Source organism: Micromonospora sp. NPDC020750, from assembly GCF_044334565.1.
In the GTDB taxonomy this organism is placed as follows: Bacteria; Actinomycetota; Actinomycetes; order Mycobacteriales; family Micromonosporaceae; genus Micromonospora.
Genome location: NZ_JBIRTH010000001.1, coordinates 231,573 through 247,344, shown reverse-complemented (window position 1 = coordinate 247,344; position 15,772 = coordinate 231,573). Strand labels below are relative to the sequence as shown.

Below are 15,772 nucleotides of genomic sequence, written 5' to 3'. Positions count from 1 at the left end.
AACGGGTCTCACTTGGCGTCTGCGGCGAGGGTCACCGACGCGTTCTGCCGGTTCGACCCACGTCGATACTCCACGGTCACCACCGACCCCGGGGCGAACTTCCGCACCAGAGCGATCAGGTCGGTGGAGTCGGCCATCGGGCGCCCGTTGAGCCGCAGGATGACGTCCCCCGCCCGCAACCCGGCCCCAGCCGCCGGGCCGGCCGGTTCCACCGCCGCCAGCCGTACGCCGCCCGCGCCGCCGCCGGCCGCGCCGGTGCCGCCGACCTGGGCGCCGATCACCGTGCGCCGGGCCTTGCCGGTGCCGATGATTTCCTGGGTGACCCGTTTCGCCTGGTTGATCGGGATGGCGAAGGCGAGCCCGATGTTGCCGGCCTCCTGGCCGTCTGCCACCAGCGACTTGATCGTCGAGTTCACTCCGACCACCCGCCCCGCCCCGTCCACCAGCGGGCCGCCGGAGTTGCCGTGGTTGACCGCGGCATCGGTCTGGATGGCCGCGTAGTAGCGGGTGGGGCCGCCGGGCTCGCCGGCCTGCATCGTCCGGTCCACGGCGCTCACGATGCCGGCGGTCACCGTGTTGGCCAGCGACAGCGGCGAGCCGACGGCCAGCACCGGATCGCCGACCGCGAGTGCGTCGGAGTCGCCGAACTCCACCGGCCGCAGGCCGGTACGGGACACCTTGATCACCGCGATGTCGGACTCCGGGTCCCGGCCGACCACGGTGGCGGCGGCGGTGCTGCCGTCGTTGAGGACCACCGTCGCCTTGCCAGTGCCGCCGGCGACGACGTGGTCGTTGGTGACCACGTGTCCGTCGGTGCTGACGATGAAACCAGAGCCCTCGCTGGTGCCGCCCAGGCCGGCCACCCGGACCGTCACCACGCTGGGCAGGATCTTCTCGGCGACCCCGGCCAGCGACTCCGGCCGGCGCTGGGCGAGCGCGGGCGGGTCGGCGGCACCGGCACCGGCGCCGAGCACGGACCCGCCGGCCACGCCGCCGCGCACCGCGAAGGCGTACCCGAGGGCGCCGCCGAGGGTGCCGGCGAGCAGCGCGGTGATCAGCGGGATCAGCAGCAACTGGCGTAGAGCCGGCCGGCCGGGCGCGTCCGGATCGGTGACCCGCTCCGGCTCGGCGTCGACGCCCCCGACCGGGCCGGGCACGACCACCGCCGCGGGGGCGTACGGGTCCCGCCACGGGTCGGCGAGCGCGTCGGACCACCAGGGCGAACTCGTCGGGCCGCCCGGAGGGCCGTCGGACGCCCTCGGGGACCCCGCCGGCGTCGCCCCGCTCCCCGGCGGGCCCGCCGGCGTCGGAGCTCCCCCGGGCTGGCGCCAGTCCCAGCCGTCGGTCACGTAGGCCTCCCAGTCGTCCCCCGGCTCCCCCGCTTCGGACCGGCACGGGAGGCCGATCCCGACGACGGGGGATACCGCATCCAGGATTACACGAACGCCGCGCGTGCAGTCAGCGGTTGCCGTCGGTGATCGTCGGCCAGCAACCCCCGTCCGGCACGTCCACATGATCGTCCGAGACCGGACTCGCGGCTGCATCCGGCCGGCCACGCCTCTAGGCTCATAGCGCCAACCCGCCCCTGACGGAGGTGTCCTATCGCCACGGCCGCCAGTTCCGGCAGCTCGATGCTCCAGACGTTGCAGTTCGCCGAGTCGTACGTCACCGAAGACCTCGTGTTGCGGACCGCCCGCAGCCTCGCCCACGAGGTGGGCCTCGACGCGGTGACCCCAGGTGCGGGGGCGGCACTGCGGCTGCTCGCCGCCGCCGGCAGCGCCCGGGCGGTGGTGGAGGTCGGCACCGGCACCGGGGTCAGTGGGCTGTGGCTGCTGCGCGGCATGCGCGTGGACGGCGTCCTCACCACGATCGACGTGGAGGTGGAGCATCAGCGGATCGCCCGCCGGATCTTCGCCGAGGCGGGCTTCCCCGCCGGGCGTACCCGGATCATCACCGGCCGGGCGCTGGACGTCCTCCCTCGGCTCGCCGACGGCGCGTACGACCTGGTCTTCGTCGACACCGAGGCCACCAGCTTCAGCTCCTGCGTGGACGCGGCGCTGCGGCTGCTGCGCCCCGGCGGGGTGCTCGCGCTGCACGGCACCCTGGCCGGTGGTCGGATCGGCGACCCGGCCGCCCGGGACGTGGAGACGGTGACCACCCGGGAGACGATCAAGGCGATCCGGGAGTCCGAGCACTGGACGCCTGCGCTGCTTCCCGTCGGGCACGGCCTGCTCGCCGCGGTCAAGTGCTGAGCGGCCACCACCCGCGCACCCCCGCCGGCCGCTGAGCCTCACGGACCGCCCGGTTCGGTAGGCGGCCCCGCCATCCGCAGCCGGGTGCACCGCTCAGCGGTGCCGCCGGGCCGGCCGGCGCAAAAGCCGGCCGGTCGGGGACGCCGGGCCGGTGGGCGCGACGGCGGGGCGGTCAGTCAAGGGTGCCGAGCCAGCGCAGCAGGCCCCGGACGCCCCAGCCGGTGGCCCCCCGGGCCAGCTCGGCGGCGTCGCCGTCGGCCCAGGACGGCGCGGACATGTCGATGTGCAGCCAGCGCCCCCGCAGATCGCCGGTGAACTCGCGCAGGTAGAGCGCGGCCAGCACCGAGCCGGCGCCCTGGTTGGGGGCGCTGTACAGGTCGGCCACCTCACTGCCGAGGTGCTCGACGTAGTCGGCCGGCAGCGGCATCCGCCAGGCCGCCTCGCCGGCCGCGTCGATCGCCGTCAGCAGGTCGGCGGCCAGCTCGTCGTTGTCGGAGTAGAGGGCGCCGGTGCGCTTGCCGAGCGCCACCGCGTTCGCGCCGGTCAGGGTGGCCAGGTCGAGCAGCAGGTCGGGCTTGAGCTCGGCGGCGGCGTACGCCAGCGCGTCGGCGAGCACCAGCCGGCCCTCGGCGTCGGAGTTGGTGGTCTCGCTGGTGACGCCGCCGTAGTGCGTGACGACGTCGCCGGGGCGGAACGCCGACCCGCTGACCGCGTTCTCCGCAAGCGGCACCAGGGTGGTGACCCGGACCGGCAGCCCCAGCGCCGCCGCGCCCAGGGTGGCGGCGACCACCGCGGCGGCCCCGGCCATGTCCTTTCGCATCAACTTCATCGCCGCCACCGGCTTGATCGAGATGCCGCCGGTGTCGAAGGTGATCCCCTTGCCGACCAGCACCACATGGGTACGCGCCCCGTCCGGCCGCCAGTCCAACTCGACGAGGCGGGGCCCGCTGGCCGAGCCGCCCCCGACGGCGAGGATGCCGCCGAAGCCCTCGGCGGCCAGTTCGTCCGGCTGCCGCACGCGTACGTGCAGGTCGGGCTGGCCGGCCACCGCCGCCTCGACCTGCTCGGCGAACCACTGCGGGTTCTTCACCGAGGACGGGGTGTTGGTCAGGTCCCGGGCCAGGTGGGTCATTCGCGCGGTGACCTCGGCCGTGGTCACCACGCCGGCGTACCGGGACGGGTCGGTCACCAGCACGTCGACGCCGGCCAGGGCGGGGCGCTCGCCGGCCTCGGTCAGCCGGAACCGGTAGGACGCCAGCAGGAGCCCCTCGACGAGGCCGCGCACCGCCTCGGCCGGGGCGTCGCCCGGCAGCCCGACCGTGAGATGTGTCTCACCTCCCGCAGTCCGGGCCAAGGCGGCCCCCGCCGCACGCCATCCGGCCTCGTCGCCGGCCCCGATCCCGGCCAGCAGCAGCCGGCCCGGGGTGCGCCCGGGGCGCAGGTGCAGGTGCACCTCACCGGCCCGGCCGGTGGCCCGGGCCGCGGGTGCGAGGGCGGCCGCCTCGGCCAGCACGTCGTCGGGCACGGGCAGGCCGGCCGGCAGCGTGGCTGGGGCGTCCCCGCCCTCGGCAGCCGCCGCGGGTCGGATGGGCAGGGCCAGGGAGTCGGGCCGCTCGGGCCCGCTCACCAGACGGATGGCCAGCACGCTGCAACGACCTCCAGAACGGCCGGGAGAACGGGCCCGGCGCCCGTACCAAAGATGAAGGCCCTGAGCCACCGGCGGGGCCGGTGGCTCAGGGTTGTACGAACCGTCCGCTCGACGACCGTCGGCCGGACCGCTCCTCGGTCAGCCGGCAGCTGCCTTCAGTGCGTCACCGAGCGCGTTGGCCTCGTCGGGAGTCATCTCGACGACGAGCCGGCCACCACCCTCCAGCGGGACCCGCATGACGATGCCCCGGCCCTCCTTGGTGACTTCCAGCGGACCGTCGCCCGTCCGCGGCTTCATCGCCGCCATGTTGTCTCCCCTCAGACCTACGCCAGGGTCGGTGGGTTGCCCCACAGCCTCTTCGCCATCGCCCGCCGCAACTTGCACGGCGGCACCGATGACGATTTTCCCTGATGAACACCGCCGGACCCAAACCGAAGCAGCTTTGATGTAACAGCATCTAGCATATCCTGAGAAGGCCTGTCACAATGTGCGGTCATGCAGGCACGGTCGGCACTCTTCGACCTGTACGGCGACCACCTCCGACCCAGGGGTGGCCGCGCGCCGGTCGCCGCCCTGGTCAAGCTGCTCGCGCCGCTCAGGATCGCGCCTCCGGCGGTGCGGACGGCGGTGAGCCGGATGGTCCGCCAGGGCTGGCTCGACCCGCTCCGCCTGGTCTCCGGGCCGGGATATTCGATCACACCGAAAGCCGCCCGACGACTCGACGAGGCGGCTGCCCGGATCTACCGGACCGGCCGGGTCAACTGGGACGGAAGGTTCGACCTGCTCGTCCTGTCGACCCCCACCTCCCGCCGGGAACGGCAGCGGCTCGCCGCGAACCTGAGCTTCCTCGGCTACGGCACCCTCGACGAGCAGACGTGGGTGGCCACCCGGCCGGCGGAGGACGTCGACCTGTTGCTCGACGACGCGGGCGTGCGGTACGAGCGGTTCACCGCGTCCCACGCCGCCGGCACCCGGGGCGCGGTGGAGGTGGTCCGCCGGGCGTGGGACCTCAGCGAGATCGGGCGGGCCTACGAGCAGTTCGTCGCCGAGCAGCGCCCGCTGCTGGCCATGGTGACCACACGCAGCGACGACGAGGAGGCGTACGCGGCACGGTTCCGGCTCGTGCACGCGTGGCGTACCTTCCTCTTCCGGGACCCCCAGCTCCCCCCGGCGCTGCTGCCCGAGCGCTGGCCCGGCACCGCCGCGGCCAGTTTCTTCGACCGGCACGCCGCCCGGCTGCGGCCAGCCGCCGACCGGTACGTCGAGCAGTGCCTCGACGCCACGAACCGCACCCCCCGACAGAAGGGTCGTTAGAACGTGACCGAGCCGCTGCTCGTCGACCGCACCGACTCCGTCGTCACCCTGACGCTGAACCGCCCGACGGCGATGAACGCGCTCGACGTGGCGCTCAAGGAGGCGCTCCGGGACGCCCTGGCCGGGCTCGAGTCCGACCGCAGCTGCCGGGCCGTGGTGCTGGCCGGGGCGGGCGGGTCGTTCAGCGCGGGCCAGGACCTGCGCGAGCACGTGCAGGTCCTCGAATCGGCCGGGGCGGACCCACTGGCCACCGTCCAAGCCCACTACAACCCGATCGCTGCCCGGCTGGCCAGCCTGCCCAAGCCGGTGGTCGCCGCGGTCCGGGGAATGGCCGCCGGGGCCGGCGCGTCGCTGACCCTCCTGGCCGACTTCCGCGTCGGCGGGCCGAAGACCCGCTTCCTGATGGCCTTCGCCGGGGTAGGGCTCGCCGCCGACACCGGCGCGTCCTGGACGCTGCCCCGGCTCGTCGGCCACGCCAAGGCCGTCGAGCTGCTGATGCTCGCCGAGCCGGTGTCCGCCGAGGAGGCGCACCGGCTGGGCCTGCTGACCCGGCTGGTCGACGACGACGAGCAGGTGCTGCCCGCCGCGCAGGAACTGGCCGCCCGGCTCGCCGCCGGCCCGACCGTCGCGTACGGGGCGATCAAGCGCCAGCTCTCCGTCGCCGACGCCGGCACCCTCGCCGATGCCCTGGCTGCCGAGGCGCAGGCCCAGTCGATCTGCGGCGCCACCGCCGACCACCGAGCCGCCACCACGGCCTTCGTGAACAAGCAGAAACCAGTCTTCGAGGGACGCTGAACGCGATCCGCTCCAGCTGCGGGCGGGCGGTGGGGCCGGCGGTCAGCGGGCCACGTAGCCGCCGTCGATCGGGACGGTGTGGCCGGTGATCCAGGCCGCGTCGTCGGAGGCGAGGAAGAGCACCACCCCGGCCACGTCGTCCGGGGTGGGGATGCCCGGCTTCGGATTGAACGATTCCATCTGCCGGCGCATCTGCGCCGGGTCCGGCGCGTCGGCGATGAAGTGCTCCACCAGCGGGGTCATCACCACCGACGGGGCGACCGCGTTGACCCGGATGCCGCGGGTCGCGTACTCGACGGCGGCCGAGCGGGTCAGCCCGATGATGCCGGCCTTGGTGAACGTGTACGGGGAGATGTTCTCCTGGGCGGCCAGCCCCGTGGTCGAGGAGGTGTTGACGATCGCGCCCCCGTCGCCGTGCAGCATCGCCTCGATGCCGTACTTGAGGACGTGGAAGACGCCGTCGCCGTTGATCCGGCTGACCCGCTCCCAGTTCTCCAGGTCCATCTCGTGCAGCGGCTGCTGCCTGCCGTCGATGCCGGCGTTATTGAAGATCACGTCGATCCGGCCGTAACGGTGCACGGCGTCCACGAAGCCCTGCTCGACCGACGCCGCCTCACCGGTGTCGACGGTGACCGCGAGCGCGTCCGGCAGCTCGCCGGCCACCCGTTGCCCGCCGGCGGCGTTGATGTCGGCGATCACCACCCTGGCCCCTTCGGCGGCGAACCGCCGGGCGGTGGCCTCACCGAGCCCGGAGGCGCCACCGGTGATGAACGCGACCTTGTCCTGGAACCGCATCGCACCTCCCCTGGCCGGGCGTCGATGCCGGCCCGCCACGAGCCCTCGTTACCCGGCGAGCCCCTGGCTAGTCGTCCTCCTCCGGGTCCTGGTTGGCCTCGGCCCCGAGCACGAACGCCTGCATGGCCAGCTCGTTTCCGGACGGCGAGACGAACGCGGGCAGCTCCTGCGGGCCCAGGTCGCGCACGTATGACCAGAACAACCGGACCGCCTCGGCCGGGGTCTCCGCCTCGATCGGGAGGTCGAGGCTGACCAGCCACCGCCGGCGCGCCTGCGGTGGCCCGAGCCGCTCGACCAGCTCCCGGTAGGCGCCGGCGGGCAGCGCGGTGACCGGACCGTCGAGGGTCAGCCCCTCAGCCGCCACCGGCTCGTCGAAGGCCCTTCGGGTGTACGCGACCACGAGCGAGCCGGAGGCGGGATCGGACTGGGGGTCGTCCGGGTCCTCCCGGCGCTCGACGGTGGGCCGGGCGACCCGACCCAGCGCCACCAGCCGCAGCGGCCCCTCGGTCAGCACCGCCACCGGATCGCCGGGACGGGGCCCACCGGGTGCGGTCGGCCCGGCGGGGTGGGGGCCGGCGGGCGCCGCACCCGCCGGGTAGGCCGCGCCGACGGCGTCGAGCCCGGTCAGCTCCAGCGTGTCGTGGTGGACGAGCCGCTCGGCGTCGTACCGGCCAGGTGGGAGGAGCACGGCCCAGGCGCCGTCACCCGGCCCGCCCTCGCCCCGGACGTGGATCGTGCCGCTCACGCGGCGGTCGGTGTCGGTCATGTAAACCATCCCATCACGTCGGCTCTGCCGCGCTGACGTGGCAGCCGGCCAGGTGGTCGTCCACCATCCCGGTGGCCTGCATCAACGCGTAGGACGTGGTGGGGCCGACGAACCGGAACCCACGCTTCTTGAGCGCCTTGGCCATCGCGGTGGACTCCGGGGTCAGCGCCGGCACCTGGGTGAACGTCTCCGGCCGGGCGGCCCGGGGCGGCGGCGCGAACGACCAGAGCAGGTCGGAGAGCCCGTCGGGCAGGTCCAGGGCGGCCCGGGCGTTGGCGATCGTCGCCTCGATCTTGGCCCGGTTCCGGACGATGCCCGCGTCGGCCAGCAACCGGGTCACATCCGCCTCCCCGTAGCCCGCCACCGCCTCGATGCGGAACTCGTCGAAGGCCAGCCGGAAGGCGGGGCGCTTGCGCAGGATGGTGAGCCAGGACAGCCCCGACTGGAACGCCTCCAGGGTCATCCGCTCGTAGAGCGCGTCGTCGCCGCGCAGCGGCCGGCCCCACTCCCCGTCGTGGTAGGCGGCGTAGTCCGGGGTGCTCGCCCCCCACGCGCAACGGGACAGGCCGTGCGCGTCGATCACCAGGTCAGTCACGGCGTACACGCTAGACCGGGACGCCGACCGCCCGCCGCCGTGCCGCCGCAACGGGGGTGTCCGGGCACCGGGAAACCGCGTTGTCACCGACCTGGCGGGCACCCCGGGGGCCGGCCGTCAGGGCAGGCGGCCCTGCTCGACCAGCCGGCCGAACTTCTTCAGCGCCTGGGTGAGGCTGACCTTGGAGCCGGGCCAGAGCACCGGCCAGGCCACCCGGCCGGCGGCGCCGGCAGGGAGGTGGAACCACTCGTGCCAGACCACCTGGGTCCGGCCGCCCTCGATCTGGGTGCAGCGCAGCACCCCGGGGCCGCGTAGTAGCCGACCGCAGTGCACCACGCCGACCTCGTAGGGAGCGTCGACCCGCACCACCCGCATCTCGTCCCGCAGGACCGCCGGGCCCAGCGCGGTGACCGCCTCCACGAGGCTGCCCTCACCACCGTCGCCCTCGACCACCTTGACCGTGGTGAACGGGATCCAGTCCGACTGCCGCTCCCACGCGGTGAGGGCGGCGAACACCCGCTCGGCCGGGGCGTTGACGATGACCGTCGCGGTGACCTCGCCCGCGCCGGGCTGGGCCGCTTCGCGCAGGCTGTCGCCGTCCGCCCCGCCGGTCACGCCGGCTCCGACCGGGCCGCCGGCCCCCGCCCACCGGCCGGGTCCGCCGGCTCGCCGGCCCCGGAGGGGGCCGCCTCCGGGGCGTCGGCGTCGATGGCCCGCGCGGGCACCGTTGCCGGCTCGTCGGCGGGGCCCACCGCGGTCGGCTCGGCGGACACCGCAGTCGGCTCGTCGGCATCGGCGGACACCGCGGTCGGCTCGTCGGCATCGGTGGACACCGCGGCCGGGCCGTCGGCCTCAGCACCCGCCGTCGCCGGCCCGTCGGCGTCGGCGGACGCGACCTCGCCGGGGTCGCCGACGGGGGTGGCGTCGGCCGCCTCGGCGGCGACCGCGGCCTGCTCGCGGGTGCGGCGCAGCTCGTCGGCGTCCGCGGCCCGTCCCTCGCGCAACGCGGTGACCTCCGCCTCCAGCACGCCGATCAGCTCGGACTTGTACCCGATGTCGTAGGCCGTCCGGCGCAGCGCCTGATCGACCTGGGCCATCCGGTACCCCCGCGCCGCCGTGTCGAAACGGACGTCGCCCACGTCGGACTCGCGCAGCGGCCGGCTGGCGGGCAGCGGGACCGCCCGCCCGTCCGGCTCGACCGGCACCAGGCCGGGATCTCGGCCGGTGACCAGCACCGTCACCCCGAAGACCACCGCCGCGACGGTGAGTGCGACGACCAGCAGGAGCAGCACCTGACCCATGTAGGAGATCGTGGCATGCGGACGGGCCGGGGGCGACCCCGCCGGGCGGTCCTCCCACAGATCGGTGCGGATCTGTGCGGTCGTACCGGGCGGACCGGACGCCGGCCGACCGGCTAGCGTCGCAGGGCGGGCCGGGTCACACGGCCGTGGCGAGATCGGGAGGCGAGCATGACCGGGGCGTTTCGGCTCGGAAGTCGCACGTTCGCGCCGGGCGAGCTGGCGGTGATGGCCATCGTCAACCGCACCCCGGACTCGTTCTTCGACCGGGGCGCCACCTTCGCCCAGGACAGCGCGCTGCGCGCCGTGGAGCGGGCGGTCACCGACGGGGCGGAGATCATCGACATCGGCGGGGTGAAGGCCGGCCCCGGCGACGAGGTGGACGTGACCGAGGAGATCCGGCGCACGGTGGGCACCATCGCCGCGGTCCGGGCCGCCTTCCCGGACGTGGTGATCTCCATCGACACCTGGCGGGCCGAGGTGGCGGTGGAGGCGATCGCGGCCGGCGCCGACCTGCTCAACGACACCTGGTCCGGCGCGGACCCGGCGCTCGCCCGGGTCGCCGCCGAGACCGGCGCGGGGCTGGTCTGCTCGCACGCCGGCGGGCTCGCGCCGCGCACCCGCCCGCACCGGGCCGCCTTCGACGACGTGGTGGCGGACGTGGTCGCGACGGTGACCGGCCTCGCCGAGCGCGCGGTCGCCCTGGGGGTACGCCCCGATGGCGTCCTCATCGACCCGGCGCACGACTTCGGCAAGAACACCCGGCACTCGTTGGAGATCACCCGTCGGCTCGCCGAGCTGTCCGGCACGGGCTGGCCGCTGCTGGTGGCCCTGTCCAACAAGGACTTCATCGGCGAGACGCTGGACCTGCCGGTCGCCGAGCGGCTGGAGGGCACCCTCGCGGCGACCGCGGTGTCGGCCTGGCTGGGTGCCCGGGTGTTCCGCGCCCATCAGGTGCTGCCCACCCGCCGGGTGCTGGACATGGTGGCGTCGATCCGGGGCGACCGGCCGCCGGCCGCCACCCGACGCGGCCTGGCCTGAGCGCCCGCCGGTGCCGGGCGCACGGGTCGACGCGCGGGCGGCGGGTCAGGTCCAGCGGAGGATGTTCCGACGCCAGGCGTAGAGGATGCCCAGCGCCAGCACCGCCACGAAGATGCCCATCTCGGCGGCGGTGACCAGGCCGAAGCCGGGCCGGTCGAAGACCACCGCCCAGGGGAAGAGGAAGACCGCCTCGACCGCGAACAGCACGTACAGGTACGCGTAGACGTAGTAGCGGATCTGCATCTGCGCCCAGTCGCCGCCCACCGGGTCGAGGCCGCACTCGTAGCTCGCCCGCTTGCCGGGGGGATCCGCGGGGCGGGCGGGGCGTAACACCCGGTTCGCGGAGAACGCCGTGACGAAGAAGAGGACGCCGGCGAGCAGCAACAGCCCGAGCGTCGCGTACGAGCCCAGATAGCCGGTCACGGTGAGTCAGCCTACCGTGTCCCGCCTGGCCGCATACCGGACATGTTACGGAACTGTTTCCCGGCGGGACTGGTGTCCTGCGGCAAGTATTACCGAATAATGAATTCGCCCTGATGGTCCCGGAAGAGAGATGGCCCGCGTGGACGTACGCCCCGTTCGGCGGGTAGCCGACCGACGTGTCGCCGTACTGCTCGCGGCGTCCATCGCGTTCGGTGTCGCGGCGCTGCCCGGCTGGGCCACCGCCGCCCCCGCCATGGCCCGCGCGGCGGTCGCGCAGGCCGACCCGCCCGGGGACCCGGCCGGCGAGCCCGGCGGCGAGACGCCTCCGGTCGAGCCCACCGCGACCGACCCGGCGCCCACCGAGGCACCACCGACCGTGGCGCCACCCTCGGAGACCACCGCCCCGCCGCCCACGCCCACCGAGCCTGCGGCCACCACGCCGGCCGGGCCCGTCGACCCGCCGGCCACCACCGCTCCGGCCACCACCGCTCCGTCCCTCCCGCCGCCGGCGACCTCCGCCCCGCCGCCCCGCCCGTCGGCCCCCGGCGCGGGTGCACCGCCGCCGAGCCGGCTGGGCGTGCGGGTCAGCACCGAGGACGTCACGCTGACCGAGGCGTACTGGAACGCGGAGAACACGACGGCCACCCTGCGGGTCACCGTGACCAACACCGGCGAGGTGGCAGAGCTGATCCGACTCTCGTACACCCTCCCGGCGGGCCTGACCGACGCCGGCACCCCCGGGTGCGCCGAGGCCGGCGGCGTCGAGCACCACTGCGGAGGGTGGCAGGCCGCGCCCGGCGACCGGTTCAGCGCCCTGGTCAAGGTGCGCGTCGACAGCGCCGCCTGGCGGCAGATGCCGCTCAGCGGCGCGGTCCGGGTGAGCGCGAGCGCCCCCGGCGTGGCCGGCTCGGCCGAGGACAACGAGGGCTTCGCGGTGCTCTTCCCGCCGGGGCCGCCCGTGCCGGGCATCTCCCTGGACGCCGACGGGGTGGCCTTCGACATCAGCGGGGCCGCCAGCGAGCTGGGCGTCCGGCTGGGTAACACGGGCAAGGTCGATGCCGCCGGCCGGGTCGAGGTGGTCCTGCCCGCCGGGGTGACCGTGCCGACCCCGCCCCCCGGCTGCGTCGCGCTGAGCCCCGCCCGTACCCGCTGCGACGTCGGCACGGTGCCGGCCGGCGGCACCGTCACCGTCCGGCTCCCGGTGAGCGCGACCGCCGAGGCCCAGCGGGAAGCGCCGCTGGCGGGTGCCGTGATCGGCCGGGTCGACCCGCGCAGCGGGCAGGCCCGGCAGCTCCAGATGAGCTTCCGGATCACTGCGGCGGCCGCGATGTCCACCCCGATCGCCACCCCCGCCCCGGGCGGCTCCCAGGGCGTGCTGGCCGCGGCCGGCGTGGGCCGGGATCCGGCCGGCGGTCTCACCTCGGTGCAACGCAGCGCGGTCGTCCTGATCGTGGTCTCCGTGCTGCTGGTCGTGCTGGCGCTCGTGCTGGCCACCACCTCGCTGCGCCGCCGGCTCGCCGGCCCGGCCGATCCCGCTCCGGCCCCGTCGGACTGACCCGGGACCCGCCCGGCTCCGGTCGCCCCGGCGGGTCCGGGCCCGCCCACGGTCCTCCACCGGAGCCGAGGCGGACCGGTGATTCTGATTACGGCGGGCGCGTCAAAACGTCATCAAACAGGGCATAGCCGCCCCGAATTCGATCCCATTCGGCGGACCACAGGGCGAGTTCGACCCCCCACTCGACGTAGGCTCTCGGATGAGGAACTACAGCGGACCGGACCAGCCACGGGCGGTGCGGGGCAGCGGTGCGTCAAGGAGGTCGCGTGGCCGGGCAAGGCAAGGTCGCCATCATGTTCAGCCGCCCGCGCCACCGCGCCGAGCGAAGCGAGGTTCAGGCGTGACCAAGCAGATCCGTCAACTCGACCGGGTGGTCATCCGGTTCGCCGGGGACTCCGGCGACGGCATGCAGCTGACCGGCGACCGGTTCACCTCGGAGACGGCGCAGCTGGGCAACGACATCTCCACGTTGCCCAACTTCCCGGCCGAGATCCGCGCCCCCGCAGGCACCCTGCCGGGCGTGTCGAGCTTCCAGGTGCACTTCGCCGACTACGACATCCTCACCCCCGGTGACGCGCCGAACGTGCTGGTGGCGATGAACCCGGCCGCGCTCAAGGCCAACCTGGCCGACCTGCCGCGCGGCGCCGACATCATCGTCAACACCGACGAGTTCACCAAGCGCAACCTGGCCAAGGTGGGATACCAGTCCAGCCCGCTGGACGACGACTCCCTCGCCGGCTACGTGGTGCACCCGGTCGCCCTCACCTCGATGACGGTCCGGGCGCTCGCCGAGAACGCGGTGTCCAAGAAGGACGCCGAGCGGGCCAAGAACATGTTCGCCCTCGGCCTGCTGTCCTGGATGTACTCCCGGCCGTACTCCTCGACCCTGCGCTTCCTGGAGCGCAAGTTCGCCAAGCGTCCCGAGCTGGTCGCGGCGAACATCGCGGCCTTCAAGGCCGGCTGGAACTTCGGCGAGACGACCGACTCGTTCTCGGTGCGGTACGAGGTGAAGCCGGCGAAGATGCTGCCGGGCACGTACCGGAACATCACCGGCAACGCGGCGCTGTCGCTGGGCCTGGTGGCCGCGGGCGTGCGCTCCGGCCTGCCGGTGTTCCTCGGGGCGTACCCGATCACCCCGGCGTCGGACATCCTGCACGAGCTGAGCAAGCACAAGCGGCTCGGCGTGGTCACCATGCAGGCCGAGGACGAGATCGCCGCCGTCGGTGCGGCGCTCGGCGCGTCGTACGGCGGGTCGCTCGGCGTCACCACCACCAGCGGCCCCGGCGTGGCGCTCAAGAGCGAGACGATCTCGCTCGCGGTGGCGCTGGAGCTGCCGCTGGTCATCGTGGACGTGCAGCGGGCAGGCCCGTCGACGGGCCTGCCGACCAAGACCGAGCAGGCCGACCTCAACATGGCCCTGTACGGCCGGCACGGCGAGGCCCCCGTCGCGGTGATCGCCCCGAAGTCGCCCTCGGACTGCTTCCACGCGGCCATCGAGGCGGCCCGGATCGCGCTGACGTACCGCACCCCGGTGATCCTGCTGTCGGACAACTACGTCGCCAACGGCTCCGAGCCGTGGCTGCTGCCCGACGTGGAGTCCCTGCCCGACCTGCGGGTCGAGTTCGCCACCGAGCCCAACGGAGAGAACGGCACCTTCCTGCCGTACCTGCGGGACCCGGAGACCCTGGCCCGGCCGTGGGCCGTCCCCGGCACGCCGGGGCTGGAACACCGGATCGGCGGCCTGGAGAAGGCCGACAAGACCGGCGACATCTCGTACGATCCGGCGAACCACGACTTCATGGTGCGCATCCGGGCGGCCCGGATCGAGACGATCCCGGTGCCGGACGTCGAGGTGGAGGACCCGGACGGCGACGCCCGGGTGCTGGTGCTCGGCTGGGGCTCGACGTACGGGCCGATCGGCGCCGCCTGCCGGGGGCTGCGCCAGCGCGGCCTGTCCGTCGCCCAGGCGCACCTGCGGCACCTGTCCCCGATGCCGGCGAACCTCGGCGAGGTGCTGCGTTCCTACGACCGGGTGGTCATTCCCGAGATGAACCTCGGCCAGCTCGCCCAGGTGATCCGGGGCAAGTACCTGGTCGACGCCATCGGCTACAACCAGGTCCGCGGCCTGCCGTTCACCGCCGTCGAGCTGGAGACGATGTTGGAAGAGGTCCTGAAGAATGTCTGAGCCCGTCGCCCTCAAGCTCACCGCGAAGGACTTCAAGTCCGACCAGGAGGTGCGCTGGTGCCCCGGCTGCGGTGACTACGCGATCCTCGCCGCCGTGCAGCAGTTCATGCCGGAGCTGAACATTCCCCGGGAGCGGACCGTCTTCGTGTCCGGCATCGGCTGCTCGTCGCGCTTCCCGTACTACATGAACACCTACGGGTTGCACTCGATCCACGGCCGCGCCCCGGCGATCGCCACCGGCCTGTCGGTGTCCCGCCCGGACCTGTCGGTGTGGGTGGTCACCGGCGACGGCGACGCGCTGTCGATCGGCGGCAACCACCTGATCCACGCGCTGCGCCGCAACGTCAACCTGAAGATCCTGCTCTTCAACAACCGGATCTACGGCCTGACCAAGGGGCAGTACTCGCCCACCTCCGAGGTTGGCAAGGTCACCAAGTCGACCCCGGCCGGCTCGGCGGACGCGCCCTTCAACCCGCTCTCGCTCGCCCTGGGCGCGGAGGCCAGCTTCGTCGGCCGCACCATCGACTCGGATCGCAAGCACCTCCAGTCGGTGCTGCGGGCCGCGGCGGAGCACCAGGGCTCGGCGTTCGTGGAGATCTACCAGAACTGCAACATCTTCAACGACGGCGCGTTCGAGCAGCTCAAGGAGCCGGCCACCCGGGACGACTTCCTGATCCGGCTGGAGCACGGGCAGCCCATCACCTTCGGCTCCGACGGGCAGTTCTGCGTCGTGCACCCGCCGGGCGGCTTCGGCCTGGAGGTGCGGGAGACCGCCTCGGTGAGCCCGGAGGAGATCGTCGTGCACAACGCGACGGTCAACGACCCGGCGTACGCGTTCGCGCTGTCCCGGCTGCCCGGGCTCGACCTGCGCAACACCCCGATCGGAGTGTTCCGCTCGGTCGACCGCCCGTCCTACGACAGCGTGGTGCAGGAGCAGCTCGCGGCGGCGAAGGCCGCAGTGACCGAGACCCCGGAGCAGCAGCTCGCCGGCCTGCTCGCCAGCGGCGACACCTGGACGATCAGCTGACCCGCCGCTGACGGCGGCACGGCGTCGCCGCCTCCCCGCGACACGGAAAGGGCCCGCAACCTCCGCAGGTTGCGGGCC

16 protein-coding genes are annotated in these 15,772 nt (G+C 74.0%); 7 read left to right on the top strand and 9 right to left on the bottom strand.

Annotation, left to right across the window (positions count from 1 at the left end; translation table 11 throughout):
- Positions 1–8: 8 nt before the first annotated feature.
- Positions 9–1,349 carry a S1C family serine protease gene (locus tag ACH4T9_RS01200; protein ID WP_396669204.1) on the bottom strand — a complete coding sequence of 447 codons (1,341 nt, stop codon included), beginning with the start codon at positions 1,347–1,349 and terminating at the stop codon, positions 9–11.
- 282 nt (positions 1,350–1,631) lie between these two features.
- Here ACH4T9_RS01200 and ACH4T9_RS01195 point away from each other — a divergent pair, with 282 nt between their 5' ends.
- The gene (locus ACH4T9_RS01195) at positions 1,632–2,252 is read left to right on the top strand and encodes an O-methyltransferase (RefSeq protein ID WP_396669203.1); all 621 of its coding nucleotides are present in this window, start codon (positions 1,632–1,634) and stop codon (positions 2,250–2,252) included.
- Between the two features lie 172 nt (positions 2,253–2,424).
- Here ACH4T9_RS01195 and ACH4T9_RS01190 read toward each other — a convergent pair whose 3' ends face one another.
- Positions 2,425–3,897, bottom strand: a complete 1,473-nt coding sequence (locus ACH4T9_RS01190; protein WP_396669202.1) for a leucyl aminopeptidase family protein — start codon at positions 3,895–3,897, stop codon at positions 2,425–2,427.
- A 141-nt stretch (positions 3,898–4,038) separates the two neighbouring features.
- Positions 4,039–4,206, bottom strand: a complete 168-nt coding sequence (locus ACH4T9_RS01185) for a DUF3117 domain-containing protein (protein WP_007455245.1) — start codon at positions 4,204–4,206, stop codon at positions 4,039–4,041.
- Positions 4,207–4,395: 189 nt separating this feature from the next.
- On the opposite strand from ACH4T9_RS01185, the gene ACH4T9_RS01180 reads away from it, so the two are divergent.
- Together ACH4T9_RS01180 and ACH4T9_RS01175 are read left to right on the top strand one after the other, a co-directional pair.
- The gene (locus tag ACH4T9_RS01180) at positions 4,396–5,214 is read left to right on the top strand and encodes a PaaX family transcriptional regulator C-terminal domain-containing protein (protein ID WP_396669201.1); all 819 of its coding nucleotides are present in this window, start codon (positions 4,396–4,398) and stop codon (positions 5,212–5,214) included.
- A 3-nt stretch (positions 5,215–5,217) separates the two neighbouring features.
- On the top strand, positions 5,218–6,009 hold the full coding sequence (locus ACH4T9_RS01175) for an enoyl-CoA hydratase/isomerase family protein (RefSeq protein WP_396669200.1): 792 nt from the start codon (positions 5,218–5,220) through the stop codon (positions 6,007–6,009).
- Positions 6,010–6,051: 42 nt separating this feature from the next.
- Here the strand turns inward: ACH4T9_RS01175 and ACH4T9_RS01170 are convergent, their stop codons facing one another.
- From ACH4T9_RS01170 to ACH4T9_RS01150, 5 genes are all read right to left on the bottom strand, one after another.
- Positions 6,052–6,804, bottom strand: a complete 753-nt coding sequence (locus ACH4T9_RS01170) for an SDR family NAD(P)-dependent oxidoreductase (RefSeq protein ID WP_396669199.1) — start codon at positions 6,802–6,804, stop codon at positions 6,052–6,054.
- A 67-nt stretch (positions 6,805–6,871) separates the two neighbouring features.
- Positions 6,872–7,570, bottom strand: a complete 699-nt coding sequence (locus tag ACH4T9_RS01165) for a hypothetical protein (RefSeq protein ID WP_396669198.1) — start codon at positions 7,568–7,570, stop codon at positions 6,872–6,874.
- A gap of 13 nt (positions 7,571–7,583) precedes the next feature.
- Complete coding sequence (locus tag ACH4T9_RS01160) at positions 7,584–8,165, bottom strand: DNA-3-methyladenine glycosylase I (protein ID WP_396669197.1); 582 nt, start codon at positions 8,163–8,165, stop codon at positions 7,584–7,586.
- A gap of 117 nt (positions 8,166–8,282) precedes the next feature.
- Positions 8,283–8,780, bottom strand: a complete 498-nt coding sequence (locus tag ACH4T9_RS01155; protein ID WP_396669196.1) for an SRPBCC family protein — start codon at positions 8,778–8,780, stop codon at positions 8,283–8,285.
- Entirely contained in the window at positions 8,777–9,466 is a 690-nt protein-coding gene (locus ACH4T9_RS01150) for a DivIVA domain-containing protein (protein ID WP_396669195.1), read from the bottom strand. The genes ACH4T9_RS01155 and ACH4T9_RS01150 overlap by 4 nt, the downstream gene beginning before the upstream one ends.
- Positions 9,467–9,634: 168 nt before the next feature.
- Between ACH4T9_RS01150 and folP the strand changes: the two genes are divergently transcribed.
- Positions 9,635–10,504, top strand: coding sequence for a dihydropteroate synthase (gene folP / locus ACH4T9_RS01145; protein WP_396669194.1), 870 nt, complete (start codon positions 9,635–9,637; stop codon positions 10,502–10,504).
- Positions 10,505–10,549: 45 nt separating this feature from the next.
- On the opposite strand, the gene ndhC is transcribed toward folP, so the two are convergent.
- Complete coding sequence (ndhC, locus tag ACH4T9_RS01140; RefSeq protein ID WP_396669193.1) at positions 10,550–10,927, bottom strand: NADH-quinone oxidoreductase subunit A; 378 nt, start codon at positions 10,925–10,927, stop codon at positions 10,550–10,552.
- Positions 10,928–11,057: 130 nt separating this feature from the next.
- Between ndhC and ACH4T9_RS01135 the strand changes: the two genes are divergently transcribed.
- From ACH4T9_RS01135 to ACH4T9_RS01125, 3 genes are all read left to right on the top strand, one after another.
- Complete coding sequence (locus ACH4T9_RS01135) at positions 11,058–12,482, top strand: hypothetical protein (RefSeq protein WP_396669192.1); 1,425 nt, start codon at positions 11,058–11,060, stop codon at positions 12,480–12,482.
- A gap of 340 nt (positions 12,483–12,822) precedes the next feature.
- A complete protein-coding gene (locus ACH4T9_RS01130) occupies positions 12,823–14,667 on the top strand; it encodes a 2-oxoacid:acceptor oxidoreductase subunit alpha (protein WP_396669191.1) in 1,845 nt (614 codons plus the stop codon).
- Positions 14,660–15,694: a 2-oxoacid:ferredoxin oxidoreductase subunit beta gene (locus tag ACH4T9_RS01125; RefSeq protein WP_396669190.1), complete on the top strand. Its 1,035-nt coding sequence runs from the start codon at positions 14,660–14,662 to the stop codon at positions 15,692–15,694. The genes ACH4T9_RS01130 and ACH4T9_RS01125 overlap by 8 nt, the downstream gene beginning before the upstream one ends.
- Positions 15,695–15,772 lie beyond the last annotated feature (78 nt).

Bases quoted from the DNA above. Each gene is read 5' to 3' on its own strand.
- ACH4T9_RS01195 (WP_396669203.1), top strand. From the start codon at position 1,632: ATGCTCCAGACGTTGCAGTTCGCCGAGTCGTACGTCACCGAAGACCTC.
- ACH4T9_RS01185 (WP_007455245.1), bottom strand. From the start codon at position 4,206: ATGGCGGCGATGAAGCCGCGGACGGGCGACGGTCCGCTGGAAGTCACC.
- ACH4T9_RS01180 (WP_396669201.1), top strand. From the start codon at position 4,396: ATGCAGGCACGGTCGGCACTCTTCGACCTGTACGGCGACCACCTCCGA.
- ACH4T9_RS01170 (WP_396669199.1), bottom strand. From the start codon at position 6,804: ATGCGGTTCCAGGACAAGGTCGCGTTCATCACCGGTGGCGCCTCCGGG.
- ACH4T9_RS01165 (WP_396669198.1), bottom strand. From the start codon at position 7,570: ATGACCGACACCGACCGCCGCGTGAGCGGCACGATCCACGTCCGGGGC.
- ACH4T9_RS01150 (WP_396669195.1), bottom strand. From the start codon at position 9,466: ATGGGTCAGGTGCTGCTCCTGCTGGTCGTCGCACTCACCGTCGCGGCG.
- folP (WP_396669194.1), top strand. From the start codon at position 9,635: ATGACCGGGGCGTTTCGGCTCGGAAGTCGCACGTTCGCGCCGGGCGAG.
- ACH4T9_RS01135 (WP_396669192.1), top strand. From the start codon at position 11,058: ATGGCCCGCGTGGACGTACGCCCCGTTCGGCGGGTAGCCGACCGACGT.
- ACH4T9_RS01125 (WP_396669190.1), top strand. From the start codon at position 14,660: ATGTCTGAGCCCGTCGCCCTCAAGCTCACCGCGAAGGACTTCAAGTCC.